Annotated in this window: 15 protein-coding genes, 1 tRNA gene and 1 riboswitch; of the genes, 6 read left to right on the top strand and 10 right to left on the bottom strand. The window is 38.7% G+C overall.

What is annotated here, in order from left to right; translation table 11 throughout:
- Window positions 1-14 precede the first annotated feature (14 nt).
- Complete coding sequence (gene thiC / locus AC3KVK_RS02675; RefSeq protein WP_490310983.1) at window positions 15-1,976, bottom strand: phosphomethylpyrimidine synthase ThiC; 1,962 nt, start codon at window positions 1,974-1,976, stop codon at window positions 15-17.
- 151 nt (window positions 1,977-2,127) lie between these two features.
- Window positions 2,128-2,241: riboswitch (TPP riboswitch) on the bottom strand.
- Between the two features lie 170 nt (window positions 2,242-2,411).
- Between thiC and AC3KVK_RS02670 the strand changes: the two genes are divergently transcribed.
- On the top strand, window positions 2,412-2,837 hold the full coding sequence (locus tag AC3KVK_RS02670) for an META domain-containing protein (protein ID WP_490310984.1): 426 nt from the start codon (window positions 2,412-2,414) through the stop codon (window positions 2,835-2,837).
- 9 nt (window positions 2,838-2,846) lie between these two features.
- Here the strand turns inward: AC3KVK_RS02670 and AC3KVK_RS02665 are convergent, their stop codons facing one another.
- Window positions 2,847-3,242 (bottom strand): acyl-CoA thioesterase, encoded by a 396-nt coding sequence (locus AC3KVK_RS02665; protein WP_490310985.1) that lies wholly within the window; start codon window positions 3,240-3,242, stop codon window positions 2,847-2,849.
- Window positions 3,243-3,481: 239 nt separating this feature from the next.
- Here AC3KVK_RS02665 and AC3KVK_RS02660 point away from each other — a divergent pair, with 239 nt between their 5' ends.
- The 4 genes from AC3KVK_RS02660 (at window position 3,482) to AC3KVK_RS02645 (ending at window position 7,350) form a co-directional block, all read left to right on the top strand.
- On the top strand, window positions 3,482-5,566 hold the full coding sequence (locus tag AC3KVK_RS02660) for a TonB-dependent receptor (protein ID WP_490310986.1): 2,085 nt from the start codon (window positions 3,482-3,484) through the stop codon (window positions 5,564-5,566).
- A gap of 61 nt (window positions 5,567-5,627) precedes the next feature.
- Window positions 5,628-5,885 carry a YkoF family thiamine/hydroxymethylpyrimidine-binding protein gene (locus AC3KVK_RS02655; RefSeq protein ID WP_490310988.1) on the top strand — a complete coding sequence of 86 codons (258 nt, stop codon included), beginning with the start codon at window positions 5,628-5,630 and terminating at the stop codon, window positions 5,883-5,885.
- Complete coding sequence (pnuC, locus tag AC3KVK_RS02650; protein WP_490310989.1) at window positions 5,882-6,496, top strand: nicotinamide riboside transporter PnuC; 615 nt, start codon at window positions 5,882-5,884, stop codon at window positions 6,494-6,496. The genes AC3KVK_RS02655 and pnuC overlap by 4 nt, the downstream gene beginning before the upstream one ends.
- Window positions 6,496-7,350, top strand: a complete 855-nt coding sequence (locus AC3KVK_RS02645) for a phosphotransferase (protein ID WP_490310990.1) — start codon at window positions 6,496-6,498, stop codon at window positions 7,348-7,350. The genes pnuC and AC3KVK_RS02645 overlap by 1 nt, the downstream gene beginning before the upstream one ends.
- Here AC3KVK_RS02645 and AC3KVK_RS02640 read toward each other — a convergent pair.
- Window positions 7,347-7,529 (bottom strand): MerR family transcriptional regulator, encoded by a 183-nt coding sequence (locus AC3KVK_RS02640; protein ID WP_086744235.1) that lies wholly within the window; start codon window positions 7,527-7,529, stop codon window positions 7,347-7,349. The two genes, AC3KVK_RS02645 and AC3KVK_RS02640, sit on opposite strands and share 4 nt — an antisense overlap.
- Before the next feature lie 208 nt (window positions 7,530-7,737).
- On the opposite strand from AC3KVK_RS02640, the gene AC3KVK_RS02635 reads away from it, so the two are divergent.
- Window positions 7,738-7,812, top strand: a tRNA-Arg gene (locus tag AC3KVK_RS02635).
- 3 nt (window positions 7,813-7,815) lie between these two features.
- Here AC3KVK_RS02635 and AC3KVK_RS02630 read toward each other — a convergent pair.
- The 7 genes from AC3KVK_RS02630 to AC3KVK_RS02600 are packed head-to-tail and all read right to left on the bottom strand — an operon-like array spanning window position 7,816 to window position 15,149.
- A complete protein-coding gene (locus AC3KVK_RS02630) occupies window positions 7,816-8,949 on the bottom strand; it encodes a hypothetical protein (RefSeq protein WP_490310991.1) in 1,134 nt (377 codons plus the stop codon).
- Window positions 8,939-9,859 (bottom strand): glycosyltransferase family protein, encoded by a 921-nt coding sequence (locus AC3KVK_RS02625; RefSeq protein WP_490310992.1) that lies wholly within the window; start codon window positions 9,857-9,859, stop codon window positions 8,939-8,941. Before AC3KVK_RS02625 ends, AC3KVK_RS02630 begins: the two co-directional genes overlap by 11 nt.
- A complete protein-coding gene (locus AC3KVK_RS02620) occupies window positions 9,856-10,641 on the bottom strand; it encodes a glycosyltransferase family 2 protein (protein WP_490310993.1) in 786 nt (261 codons plus the stop codon). The genes AC3KVK_RS02625 and AC3KVK_RS02620 overlap by 4 nt, the downstream gene beginning before the upstream one ends.
- Window positions 10,642-10,689: 48 nt before the next feature.
- Window positions 10,690-11,757, bottom strand: coding sequence for an acyltransferase family protein (locus tag AC3KVK_RS02615; protein ID WP_490310994.1), 1,068 nt, complete (start codon window positions 11,755-11,757; stop codon window positions 10,690-10,692).
- 1 nt (window position 11,758) lies between these two features.
- On the bottom strand, window positions 11,759-12,751 hold the full coding sequence (locus AC3KVK_RS02610) for a glycosyltransferase family 2 protein (RefSeq protein WP_490310995.1): 993 nt from the start codon (window positions 12,749-12,751) through the stop codon (window positions 11,759-11,761).
- Window positions 12,748-14,040, bottom strand: a complete 1,293-nt coding sequence (locus AC3KVK_RS02605) for an O-antigen translocase (RefSeq protein WP_490310996.1) — start codon at window positions 14,038-14,040, stop codon at window positions 12,748-12,750. Before AC3KVK_RS02605 ends, AC3KVK_RS02610 begins: the two co-directional genes overlap by 4 nt.
- On the bottom strand, window positions 14,037-15,149 hold the full coding sequence (locus tag AC3KVK_RS02600) for a DegT/DnrJ/EryC1/StrS family aminotransferase (protein WP_490310997.1): 1,113 nt from the start codon (window positions 15,147-15,149) through the stop codon (window positions 14,037-14,039). Before AC3KVK_RS02600 ends, AC3KVK_RS02605 begins: the two co-directional genes overlap by 4 nt.
- Window positions 15,150-15,162 lie beyond the last annotated feature (13 nt).

Genomic DNA, 15,162 nt, shown 5'->3' with positions numbered 1-15,162 from the left:
AATGCTCGTCTCACTTAACCCACAGGGTGATAAAGCTCAGATCCGGTTTGTTTAAACTCATCTGATTTTGCTTTCATTTCTGCCTCAACATCCACCATTTTGATGCTGATAGCTTCACCTGCATTGTTAGGATCAATGCCGCGGGCTTCGAGATCATCAGCGTAATCACGTACCTCTTGCGAAATTTTCATCGAGCAGAACTTAGGGCCACACATAGAGCAAAAATGAGCCACTTTTCCGGACTCTTGCGGTAAGGTTTCATCGTGGTATTCACGAGCGCGATCGGGATCTAAGCCAAGGTTGAACTGATCGTGCCAGCGAAATTCAAAGCGCGCTTTCGACAGTGCATTATCGCGTACTTGCGCACCGGGATGACCCTTGGCTAAATCAGCCGCATGGGCTGCTATTTTGTAAGTGATCAAGCCTTCTTTTACATCTTCTTTATTTGGTAAGCCTAAATGCTCTTTTGGCGTCACATAACAAAGCATGGCACAGCCATACCATGCAATTTGCGCAGCCCCAATCCCTGACGTAATGTGATCATAACCAGGCGCGATATCGGTAGTCAGTGGACCAAGGGTATAAAACGGTGCTTCGTCACAATGTTTAAGCTGCTCTTCCATATTGGCTTTGATCATATGCATGGGCACATGTCCTGGCCCTTCAATGAACACTTGCACATCATGTTTCCACGCTAATTTAGTGAGTTCACCTAAAGTGCGTAATTCCGAAAATTGTGCTTCGTCGTTGGCATCGGCAATTGAACCCGGACGAAGACCATCGCCGAGTGAGAAGCACACATCGTACTGCTTCATGATTTCGCAAATATCTTCAAAGTGGGTGTAAAGGAAGTTTTCTTTATGATGTGCCAAACACCATTTGGCCATGATCGATCCGCCACGCGATACAATGCCCGTGACACGCTTTGCGGTCATTGGCACATAGCGCAATAACACACCAGCATGAATCGTAAAGTAATCAACACCTTGCTCCGCTTGCTCAATCAAGGTATCGCGGAAAATTTCCCACGTTAAGTCTTCAGCCACGCCATTTACTTTTTCAAGTGCCTGATAAATTGGCACAGTGCCAATTGGCACAGGCGAGTTACGCACCACCCACTCACGGGTTTCGTGAATATAACGACCTGTTGATAAATCCATCACGGTATCCGCGCCCCAACGGGTTGACCAAACGAGTTTTTCGACTTCTTCTTCAATGGATGAAGTAACAGATGAATTACCAATATTAGCGTTTACTTTAACTAAAAAGTTACGCCCAACAATCATCGGCTCTGATTCTGGATGATTGATATTGTTTGGTAAAATTGCGCGCCCACGGGCGATTTCGTCTCGTACAAATTCAGGGGTAATAAATTCTGGAATACTCGCACCAAATGATTCACCCGCATGCTGCTGCGCCAGAATTTCTTCGCGTAATTTGGCACGCCCCATATTTTCACGGATCGCAACATATTCCATTTCAGGCGTGACAATCCCTTGGCGCGCGTAGTGCATTTGCGTGACATTTTTCCCCGCCACTGCACGGCGAATTTTTGGTAAATGCTCAAAACGAATATGATCTAAGCCTTCGTCGGCCATACGCTGCTGTGAAAACTGAGAAGTCACAGAGTCCAGTAACTCCGTATCATTACGCTCTTCAATCCATTGCTCACGAAACTTAGGCAAACCATGGCGCACATCAAGGGTAAAATCTGGATCGGTATAAGGGCCCGATGTATCATACACACGTACCGGATCGTTTTTTTCAAGAATGGGATTGTCTTCTGTGCCACCTTTGAAGCTATCGCCTAAGGTGATTTCACGCATGCCAACATTCACCCCTTTTTGCTCGCCAGCGACATACACTTTGGCTGAATTTGGAAATGGTTGACCGGTTAAGTTATAAATAAAATCTGACGCTGCCTGACGCGTTTCGCGACGAGAAGGCTTGCTTGCATTGCTGTTATTTTGTGACATGACGCACCTCATTAAATTTGAATGACGGTCTTGTCAGAGATCTTTGGCTTTCAAGATGTGTGCATAAACACTGAAAAAAGGTTCAAGGTGACCGAAGTCATTGCATCATTTTGGCAGAGTGTGCACGTTTTTCGAGTGCACAAACACACCCGAATGAGGGCAGCTTGTTTCCTACGCAGATATGAGTCTGTTCAGGTTCACGGATCCCGCTTTCGCGATCTCAGCCTCTGTTAGCTTCCTAACCTTGGCACTCCGACAAGTAACTGGCGCTAGTGTACTGCCCCTAATGATGAGACGCAAGAACGAAACATTCAATTAACCGGCTATTTTTCGCTCCGTTGATAAACTTTTGCTGCAAACCATTAACGAAATTGCCACAGCAGAGCCGCTAAAAAATTGCTATGCTTTAACTTCGTTTCGAGTTTGAGTTTTTTCATGAAATTAGCTGCCATTATTACCTGTTTTTCTCTGTTTCACTTAACAGGTTGCCAATCGACTCAAATATCAATCGCAGAACAATTAAAGCAGCAGACCTATCAATTAGTTAGCGTTGGCACTGAACAACCCGCTACAACAACGGTGACCCTGAGTTTTAATGAAGGGATGCGAATCAATGGCTTTACTGGGTGTAATCAATTTTTTGGCCAAGGCCAGCTTCGCAATTTACGTTTTAAAGTTGAACAACTCGGAATGACGCGAAAAAGTTGCACTGCGCCACTCAATGAAATTGAACGATTGCTTATTTCAACTTTAAAAACTTCAACTGCAATTGCGCTCTCTCAAGAGACACTCACGCTAGGAACAAACAGGCCATTAACATTTAAGCGAGTAACAGCCACTGCGGTCTTAAATCCCCAATAAATCATCACACTAGTTAAGTGGAAATATCTGCTCGATTTCAGCTGGCACAAACGGGCGACCACGTTCATTAACAGAGGTGCCAGTGATCACAGCCGAAACCACCAATTTATCATCACAACTGCGATAAATTTGCTGTTCAAAAGCAAATTTCAACTTAGAAGCTCGATTTGGAGTGACTAAAATATAAAATTCATCCCCTGGTACTAACGACGCTTTAAAATCTATCTCACTACGGATCACCACTAAATTGATTTTATCTGCAGCGAGTTTTGCAAAGTCAACGTTGTTAGCATGCAAGAATTCATGGCGAGCATGTTCTAAATAATTAAAATACACACCATTGTTGACGATACCTTGTAAATCGCATTCATAATCGCGCACTTTTAAGTCTATTCTAAAGCCCATTGTTACTCTCTATTTTGAATTTTAACGCTTTATAACACACTAACAAGCCTGACATGGTATGACGACTGTGACTGGTAATTAAAAAGTAATCCATAATCAATGTTTATAAGTTTATTCCTAACATTGAATTTTAGTTATATAACATAGCCAGACAAACGCTGAACTTGGTATGCATTACCTTTATAAAATGCCGACTTTTTAATACACTACAGCCCTCAAATAAGGACAAGTGAATTTTAATGAACCTACGTACCTCTTTAATAGCCATCGCAATCAGTCAAGCGATCGCACTCCCACTACTTGCTGATGAAAGCGACATTGAACGTGTTGTGATTAATGGTGATTTCAAAAATGAAAGCATCCAAGCGCTGAGTGCTAGCGCATCTTTGTTTACGGATACTGAAATTAACCAACGCAATGCGACTTATTTGGATGAAATATTAGCCGCCGCTGCAAACGTTAACTTCACTGCTGGTGCCTCGCGTGGCCGCTTTGTACAAATTCGCGGGGTGGGTTTACGTTCACAATTTGTTGACCCTATTAACCCTTCGGTCGGTGTGATCATTGATGGAATTAATTATTCAGGTCTCGGTGGTGCAGCCCTGTTATTTGACACTCAACAAATTGAAATTTATCGCGGCCCTCAAGGAACGCGCTTTGGTGCCGATGCCTTAGCTGGCATGATTAACATCAGCTCAACAGCCCCAACTCAAGAACAGCAATTAAACATTAAACTCGGTGTGGGTACATACAATAGTACTGAAGCTGGGCTTGCTTTTGGCCAAGGTTTGACTGATTCAACGGCCATTCATGGCAGTATCTACCAATCAAAAAGCGATGGCTTTGTTGAGAACTCATATTTAGGTGTGCAAGACACTCAGGGACGGGATGAATTTGTCAGCCGTTTTAAAGTTTCACAGCAGTGGAACGATGATTTTTCCAGCTTAGCAACGGTGCATTACACCGATATTAACAATGGTTATGATGGTTTCACGTTAGACAATAGCCGAAATAGCGTGGCGGATGAGCCTGGTCAAGATAATCAACTTAGTAAAGCGATTGCATTAAATAATGTCTATACCGGTTTAGCTTCTGCTGATATTGCATTTAATCTGACAGCAATGGATTCAGAGCTTCTGTATAGCTATGATGAAGATTGGGTCTGTAATGATGCAGCGCAACCGGTGTTATGTGAAGCGGGTTTACATGATTGGGGTTACAGCTCCACAGATGCGTATTATCGCGATCGCTCTGATCACACGGCTGAACTCACCTTTTCTGGCAAAGATCAAAATTGGATTTCTGGGCTTTATTACCAAAGCCGTGATGTTGATTTAACGCGTCAATATACTTGGCAATCGCAAGATTTTACTTCAGCCTATAAAACAGAAAACGTTGCTTTATTTGGTCAATATATTCATAACCTTGATGAGCAAACCCGCTTGATTTCAGGGCTGCGCTTGGAGCATTACGAAGGGAATTATCAAGACACTAATAATGTCAACGATACGACCTCGGATACCATGCTGGGCGGTAAATTAGCGATTGAACATGATGTCAAAGACCGCACCATGATATACACGAGCCTATCAAGAGGCTATAAAGCCGGTGGCGTGAACGGTGAAGCGTTAGCTAAAGCTCAGGATGAAGGGCTCGAAATCGATCCGAGTAATCACTATTTTGATCCTGAATACCTGTGGAATGCAGAGTTTGGTGTTAAAGGGACTTCACTTGATAACCGCACTGTACTTCGCTTAACCGCATTTTATATGTACCGTGAAGATATCCAGCTCAAAAATTGGAAAGTGTCAGGTCAAAAATTTGCTGGGTATCTCGATAATGCCAGTTCAGGCACCAATTATGGTTTAGAAATTGATGGCTCCTATCAGCTCACCGACCGCATCAGCCTAACAGGTAGTGTCGGTTATCTTGAAACCAAAATTAATGATTTTGTTACATCATCTGGCTTAGATAAAGACGGTGATGAGCAAGCACAAGCGCCTAAATATCAATATGCTTTTAATGCTCATTACATCTTAACCGATCATCTATCTGCCAATATTGGCATCGAAGGAAAAGACGATTATTACTTCTCTGATAGTCATTATTCAAAATCGGATAGCTACAACCTAGTCAATGCGCGCGTCGCTTATCAGCGTGATGAGTGGGAAGTGAGCGTCTGGGCTCGCAACATCTTTGATAAAGACTATGCGGTCCGTGGCTTTGAGTTCGGTAACGACCCGCGTGATGGCTATGAGACCCATACTTACGTGCAATATGGCGAACCTCAAGTCGCTGGGGTGACTTTTAACTATGGCTTTTAATAGCCTGTAACCATAATAAAGAGGTAAGGTTCGCTTACCTCTTCTTTTAGTGAGAATCACGATGCAATTGTCTGTCGAAATTAGTAAATACCCACTTCACCAAGACTATATTCCATTTATCAAAGGTTTTATCGACCGCTTAAACGAACACTCGGGACTGAAAGTGATCACCAACACCATGTCGACCCAAATATTTGGCGAGTATGATTTAGTGATGACCGTCCTCAGCCAAGAAATAAAGCGCTCCTATCAAGAGTTCGGTAAAGCGATCTTTGTGTGTAAATTTATCAGCGGTGATTTATCACCTGAGCAAAAATGAGCGACTTTTTACACACAACACTAAGCGGTTTTACCGCCATGTCTTATTGGGAGTATTTAGCTGTTGCCCTTTCCATGGCGTACTTGTTACTCGCAATTAAAGAAAGCCTCTGGTGCTGGCCAGCCGCATTTTTTAGCACCATTATTTATACACTCTTATTTTGGAATGGCGCCTTATTAATGGAATCGGCGCTTAATGTTTATTACATGTTGATGGCAATTTATGGTTGGCACATTTGGCGTCACGGAACACAGCAAAACTCAACAGGCCAACACATTCAAAGTTGGACCATACATCGCCATGTAAACATTATTTTGGTGACCTCATTAGTTGCGGCTGCATTTGGTTTTGTCATGCAAAATTATACCCACGCAGATTTCGCCTACCTCGACAGTTTTACAACCTGTTTTGCTGTAGTTACGACTTACTTAGTGGCAAAAAAAGTGCTAGAGAATTGGATTTATTGGATCGTAATTGATGCTGCGTCGATGTATCTGTACTTCGAAAAAGGATACTACCCAACTCTGGTACTCTTTATCTTTTACACCATTATGGCTGCATGGGGCTTTAAAACCTGGCATCAACAATATCACCAACAAGTGCCACAATAATGCACCCATTTAAATGCTTAGAACAAGGGCCTTTCCCTGATATTGTCACTGACATTTGCGCTGCACACTTACCAAAAGAGTCAGTGCAAACCCTCACCTATCAACCTCAAGGGCTCAGTAACGACAATTATTGCCTCACAACCGATAAAAACACTTATCTACTAAAGTTTTATCGTAACTCAACCCCCCTAGCGCAATTACAGACGCAACAAATTCTTGCGCTACAAGGAATTTGCCCACAGGTAACAGCTATCGACTCAAGTAAAAATATCGCCCTTTTTGAATACCTTGAAGGTAAGAAAAGTACTGATGTTGAGATTGATAAGATAGTGGCTCTTCTTAGCACCTTACACCAACACCTGGATCTAGGTCCGTGCTTAGCTGTCTGTGAAAATTTTAAATCTTACCAGCATTTACCAGAATATTTACCTTTTCGAGAGTTAATCACCCAACTAGCAGATAAACTCGCGCAATACCCACTGCATATTGGCTATTGCCACAATGATCTAGAGCTAAGCAATTTGCTTAAGTCTCAAAAACAGCAAAACAGTCAGTGGTTCTTACTCGATTTTGAATATGCCAATAACAATGATGTTTTTTTTGATTTAGCCGCAGTGAGTTTAAGCTTTGCACTCAGTAACTCTCAAAAAGATAAGTTTTTACACGCTTACTTAACTACCAATGATATCGGGTTTGATTTTCTTCAGGCACAAAAAAAGCTGGTAACATACCAACTGATTTATTTATTACTGTGTTATTTTTGGTATGTATCACGTCAACTTGATAATCAGGCGAAGCTGACGTGGACACAAATCACTCAACTAAAAACCACTAAGCTGAATTTAAAACGTTAAATCCCACCAATTCGTTCAGCTAACTCTTTGTAACGTTGTACATCTTGATCGTTAAACATCGGGTTACCCGCATCATCTTTGTCTTTACTTGTTAATAAGCTCTCTCGCTCTAAACGCTTAACACGCTCTACTTGTACACCTAAAAACTCAGCCACTTGTTCAATTGTCATTAGTGCCATTAGGCTCTCCTTCAATAAAAGTCATAATTAGAGATTGCTACTCTCATAATTAAAGCCCAAACGGCTAAAATTGCGAGCAATTATACTAACATAGCAAATAAAAATTGAAATATCGCTGAATTATTAAGCATCTAGCATTTTCACGCTAGTAATTACCTCAAGATCGATTTATCATTGCCTCTGAGCTTATCGCTCATCATCTCGACTCGCTCTCGTGGTGAAATGGATATCACGTGGCCCTCCGGAGGCCAAGTTCTAGGTTCGATTCCTAGCGAGAGCGCCATAATTACTCATTAACTACAGCTTCACGTTCTAATTCATACTGAGCGCTTGCTGTAAGTAACAAAATCAAACCAATCATTGCATAAACACTATTTAACGCGCTGACTGACAGACCATTTAAAAATAAAATTGAGCACGCTGCAAGATTAACTCGGTTAGAAATACCGCTAATCTTCACTAATGTCCAAATACTACCAAAAATAAAAATCAAGCCTAAGATTCCATGGTCAAACAAAACTCTAATAATGTAAGAGTGAAGTATCACCGAATAACACCGACTTGGATCTGCCGCACTAAACATTGTTTTATAAAACACCAAACGTTCACACACAACATCAGGTAAAGCAGTCAAAGGAGGTGAACCTGTTAAATAGTCCAATACCCCCCAATCCATCACTGCTATAACGAATCCTTGCAAGAAAACAAATCGATCTATTGATTCAATCCCGCCACCAGACAACCTGCTTATAAATACAAACCCGACACCCACACCAACAAAGAAAAGTAAGCCAATCTTCAATAAAGTGCGCCAATCAAAAGATTTAATATATAAAATACATAGCATTGCAAAAAGTGCTAAAACACCTGAGCGAGAGCCAGACAAAAACACAATTGCAACTAATGTTAGCAACTCTACCCGAGATAACTTACCCACAGCAGAATACACAGATAACGAAAAAAATAGTAGCAGCATTAATTCAAAATTATTCTCTGTAAAGATCCCAGGTCTTTCAAAGGTAGCAATTAATAACCACAGCACATACTTTAAAATAAATAAAGCTAGCACTATATGATAAAGTTTTATTAGCGCTGTTTTATCAAACAACTGTTTACCACTAAAAAAGCAAAGAATAGCTAAATAAACAAATGTTTTATAAGCAAGAAAATAATCTTGAATGTGTACGTTATTGATTAAGGAGATGGAAAGTGTATAAACAATATAAAAAGAACAAGTTGCAAAAACAATCCAAGCTTTGACCTCCATCCTTTTTGCAACAAAAAAGAATGCACTTAACACTAGAAGCTCAAATATCGCATTTGCGGGTAATAAATTGTAATAGTTATAAGAAAAGAAGCTAAAAAAAGCCAAACCTATAATGAATATATAAAACTGATTTTTTATCATTTTATTTTTCAATTAGCTCATTTAAAACTGATTGAGCTGCCTCTCCGGACAACCCAAACTCTATTGCCAAACCGTATGTATTTGACTCTTGCCCCTCTAAGAATTCTTTGTTTTTTAATAAATATTCAACCATCAAATCTGCTGAATCGAATATAAAAAGGCCATATCTCTTTAAAGTTTCCTCATCATATTTATTAAAGAAATCATAAGCCAACCCTACGTCTTTTGTTGTTAAGACAATGCAGTTAGCTAACATAGCTTCAACCATACAGTATGAGTATGTCTCTATTAATGATGGGATCAGTACAATTTTAGCTTCGGCATAAAATGAAGCCATTTCTGATGCATTTAAATCTTGGTGATTATTATTAATTATAAATGAGTGGCATTTCGTTATTAATTCAAAACCTTTAATTTCTTCATTTTTACGATTTGGAAAAAAACACCCTTGTCGTTGTAACAATGGCTTTATCAAAAAGTCTGGATTTATACCAAAGCGAATAACCTTATCTTCATTTGATTTTAAGTACTTAGCTTGTAATGTAGATAAACAATACGTCTCACTTGCTAGCTTAACGCAAATACGAGAAATAAAAAGTGAAGAGATTAAGCTTCTTGGAAAAGGGATTGCCTGCTTGAATTGCTTTGGAAATAAAGGCTCTCCTTCGTGAGGAATAAATACGACTTTCTTAAAGAAACAACGAAGCAATGGCCCTAGCAACAAAAACAAAGAAACATAATTTATAATTATAACCTGGCACGTTAAGGCTTTACGCATAACAGAAATGTAATCTGAAAAAAAAGTTTTTACACTTTTTCTAAAGTAATAAAACTCGGCATTTTGGTTTTTATTGTAAAAATCAAAATAACCTACACCATTGTTACTCGATGCAGGAAAGGAAATGCAAAGCACCTTTTTCATTTAGCTTTTTTTCCCAAAATCTGACGTTTAAAATATACCAACGAAAATATTACAAGCCTTTTAGCCATAACTAGCATAGCTAAGTACCAAGGAGTGTGCCTTTTAATAATTTTAAAATCCTCTTTGATCATTCGACTCATGTTACTAGATATACTTCCTGCTGATTGACGATAATACGAGTAGCTTCCAGATACAGACAACAACTTCATATTATTCTTTGCCGCTCGAATAAACAAATCATGATCTTCAATAACGACATCTGTTGAAAAGCAACCCAACTTTAAGAAACTCTCTTTTTTTATTGCACAGCCAATAATACTATATTTCCGTTTATTAATACTCCCCCAACCAAAAAGTACATTTGTCAGCTTAAGTTGTAACGTATCAACAATGACAGTATCTGTTAGCGAAAGAATATCTGTCGAGTAAAAAAACTTCACAGGTGAAAAAACGATATCAGCACCACCATCAAAATGAGGCGTTAACCAATGGGTAAAGTTTTCACCTAACAAATCATCCCCACCAAGCACGATTAACACATCTCCTTTAGCCAAATTAGCAGCGCGATTAAGTGTCTTTACATGACGCATATTAACTTCATTACGATACACTCTAACACGGCTATCTGAAGTCACATGCTGTAATACATCCCATGTATTATCGGGGGAGCAATCATCAATAGCGATAATTTCATCGTTAGGCCCAATTGCCGCGAGCACAGATTGAATCGTCTGCCCAACATATGCCGCTTGTTTATAAAAAGGAATTATTACACTGTACATTTGATCGACTTAAATTTGGAATATTAAAAATCAAAGCTTACTTTCAAGTCAAACCCTGCTAAGTATGCGATGCGTAAAACGACTCAACTTGTGGTGAACCTCTTTTTCGATTATTAAATACATAAAAGTCGATAAAATAAAGCATGCTACTAGTAACGAAAACAACAAAATAAATTCATTAACACCATCAAAATATGAGAACAATATATAGCTGGCATTTTGGTGTACTAAATAAAGTGGGTAAGTCAGCCCACCTAAAAAAACAATCAACTTTGCATTTAGATACTTTACAAAATAACTAGAGTATTTAATTAAAAATATAAAAAACGCATACATTACCACTATGATGCTATTTATTACTAGTAATGAGAACTCTGCACGCTGCGCCACATCAAAATACAATAGGTAGTCTGCTGCTTTAAGCATCGAAACACCTAGACTGATAATTAACGCGCAAAACCATATTGGCGCCCTATTACCTTTGTAAAATAAATAAAAAATCATACCTGATAAAAAATACGAGACCCAATCTAGCAATAAGATGCTTTTGAGTAATTTAGGCAGTTCAATAAAACAGCTTAACAAGGCTAAACAAAGCAGAGCTAGAAAAAAATAAGGGATTGCATTCAATCTTTTAAAAAAAATAAAAATAAACATCCAAAAATAAAAAACTAACTCAACAGTTAATGTCCAATAAACGCCATCAACATGAGTTACATCTAAAAAGTCTTGCAGCATAGTTAGATTAATTAACACATCATTTACCGATAGTGGGAGCTCCAAATGTCCAGGGAAACTAAAAAAGAGTGTCGCAGTGAATAAGACTGCAAACCAATATGCGGGGAACAAGCGACCAACTCGAGAAGCAATAAATTCACGCCAATCTTTCTTTTCTATCGATAAATAAATAACAAATCCACTAATCATAAAAAAGAAATTAACTCCCAAATAACCATATTGAGTGTACGATGAAAAAAACTCAAAAGTTACAGGTTTACTTGGTAAAAAATAAGTTAAGTGATACAGAACAACAGCTAATGCCGCAACAAAACGAAATAAATCTAAAAATATCAACCTAGTTCGTTGATCAGCTATATGAATATTGGCACTTTGCATCTTATCTTCTACTGATTTTTTTTAAAGTTGTGAATATAAATGCTGCGGCTGACAAAGTCACCGCGGTGAAAGTACTTAATAATAACAAACTATATAAAGGACTATGATGTTTAAGTGATAAATATGTAAAGTGGCCTTTCATTACATTTCTACAGTAAGTTATCTTCATTTTTATCTCGTCAACCTCAACTTTAGACATAAGATGTTTATTTTCATTAAACACAACACCTGCAGACCAAATACACACCATTAATTGAGCGCAATATCGAGCTTTACACATCTCAAAACAGCCCAACTCCTGAAGCAAACTTCTTATTTTCAACTGATTATCAAGCAAGCCGAAGCGACTCATTGAAAAAGCTGATGTTGAAGAGCTGTTATATTGGCGGTAAAAATATTTTCCGGTTGAGAAACTCACATGCTGACATTTCGAAAACAGCACCCGAGTTGTTAGCTCATCACCATGCAGATTAGACTCATCATAACGAACATCACTAAATACAGCCCTGCTAAACATACCAACACCTGAAATAGTCCAATCTAATGACAGTTCTAAAGCCTCAAAGCCTGTGACAGTTCCAGAAGTATCAACCTGTTTGAATTTTGCACTACTTCCATCTTTATATAGGTAGTAAAGATCAAACAACACAGCATCTGCTTGTGTATTTGTAATAGTTGACACCAATGTTTCAATTGCATCACTGGCGATATAATCATCAGAGTCGACCATGCAAATAAAATCACCATTGGCATGTTTAAGCGCTAGATTGCGAGCCGATGATGCTCCACCATTCGCTTTATCAAACACTTTAATTCGCGGATCGCTGTTGGCAAATGTGTATAAAAAATCCAAAGAGCTATCTTTAGAGCCATCATTAACACACAACACTTCTATATCTTGATAGCTTTGGCCAATTAATGACTCTAAACACTCGGTGAGAAATAACTCAGCATTATACACTGGGATTAAAATAGAAACTAAAGGTGTCTTCATACGCTAGCCACTTCTTGTTGTTTAACATCGCTAAAACGGTCCATTTTTCGTAAATGGATAATAAATACAGTCGAAACAACCAAGAAATAAATAGCGTAATTAATTAAGTGAGCGTAACTTGCACCTATAATTCCTAACTCAGGGATTAAAAAATAGCTTATCACTGCAAAATTTAAACTTGCTATAATTTCACATATTGCATTCATTTTAAAATAACCTTTTGCCATTAACAGCAATGCAGGTATGTAACTTAAAATACGAACTAGGTCGCCTAATAACTGCACACCAAATAATTCTTCTGTATATTTAAACTCTTCTGTTGCCAATAAAGTGATTAATTCGGCTCTTATAAAATAAATCATGCCTGCACCAATTAAGGCTAGCGGTATGATTAAAATAAAAACCTTTAAAGTATCACTGGTTAAGTGTTCAAAATATCGACTTTTAGCTAATTTCGGATAGTAATACACTCCAACGGCTGTCGTTAACACTGATATAAAAGCCGTTGATATGCTCCACATCAATTGCCAATTCCCTGCGGCAGCTAAAGAAATATTATTCTCTAACGTCTCTCTGACAAAGATTAATGACATCGGCCCAGTCAACGCACCAACAACACCAAGCGCCATGTATTTAGACATGACACTAATTTTTTCTGCATCTGTTTGACCAAACCATTGCGTTAAATTAAACCACTCAGTTTTATAGACACGTGCTATTACAATTAAGCCTGCTAAAGCATTATTTAACGCGACAGCCGCTAAGCCACCATTAATCCCATAAAAATAGATAAGTAAAATTGCCATTATTGTTGAGGCAACTGTCGAGAGCATAAGTGAAGTTATATATTTTAGATGCTCTTCTTTACCATTTAACACACTGAGCAAAAAGCTATTACAAATATTCAAGGGCAGAAAAACCATCAATAACACAATGATCCAATAAAGCTCTGTGGACCCTATTAACCAATTAGCAAGTTGCGATGAAAAAATGATAAAAACAGGTGTAACTAAACACAAAATATAAACAAGTAATTTAGTTGCGGCACGCCAATAAAGCGAAGGGGATTGCCCATCGCTTCCATTTTGAGCGGTAAAACGCGCAATACCCTGGCCGATTTGATTTGATACTAACCCATTAATTGCGGCTACAAAGCTTTGTAATTGCCCCATCATTGCGACCCCTTCAGGGCCTGCATAAATCGCAACAACTTTAGAAATCAAAAAGCCTTTGACCATATTAAGAAAGGTCAGTAGCCCACTTAATATGGTTACACTAAATAACTTCATACAGTATAGTGATTAACCCTATCAATTACATAGGCTATCTCATCATCACTCATTGTTGGGTCTATCGGTAAAGATAACACCTCATTATGCAACTGCTCGGTAAGCGGTAATGTTAAATGATTGTATTGTGAATACGCTTGTTGCTTATGCGGTGGAATTGGGTAATGGATTAAATTTTGAATGCCATTATCAGTTAAATACTGACCAAATACTGCTCTATTAGCTGATTTAATTACAAAAAGGTGCCAAACATGCCCTTGCTGCGACTGCACAAAAGGTAACTTAATTAACGGATTAGTAATTTCATTAATATAACGATTTGCAATATAACGACGACGCTCAACCTCTGCGTCTAAATGATTTAATTTGACTCTTAAAAATCCTGCTTGCATCTCATCTAAACGACTATTTAACCCCTTATATAGGTTTTCATAACGTTTATGTGAGCCATAATTACGCAGTGCTTTAATCGTCGTAGCCAGTTCATCATCGTTAGTTGTTACTGCGCCTGCATCGCCTAAAGCGCCTAAATTTTTGCCTGGATAAAAACTAAAACCAGCCGCATCTGCAAAGTTACCCGCACGCACACCGTTTAACTCAGCCCCATGCGCCTGAGCACAATCTTCAAGAACCAATAAACCATGCTGCGCTGCAATGTTATTAATTGCTTCCATATCAGTTAATTGTCCATACAAATGCACAGGGAACAGCACTTTAGTTTTAGCTGAAAGCGCAGCAATCACATTGGTTGGATCTAAATTAAATGTCACCGGATCAGGTTCAACAAACACTGGGACCAAATTATTTTCAGTAATAGCCAAAACCGTTGCGATATATGTATTTGCAGGAACAATAACTTCATCACCATCTTGCAGTTTGCCAAGCTCTTTCCACGCCCTAAGGACCAAGTTTAATGCATCTAAACCGTTAGCGACCCCTATCGCATGCTTAACACCACAATAAGATGCAAACTCTTGTTCAAATTGCGTCACTTCATTACCCATAATAAACCAACCAGAGTCTATAACTCGTGTTGCAGCCGCAATGAGTTCATCACGATATTGAGCGTTAATTTTTTTTAAATCGAGAAAAGAAACTTGTTTAGACATTTAAAGATGACTC

This window comes from Pseudoalteromonas sp. J2K-J979, assembly GCF_058169715.2.
Note: the sequence above shows the minus strand (reverse complement) of the source record. Positions and strands in the feature narration are given on the sequence as shown.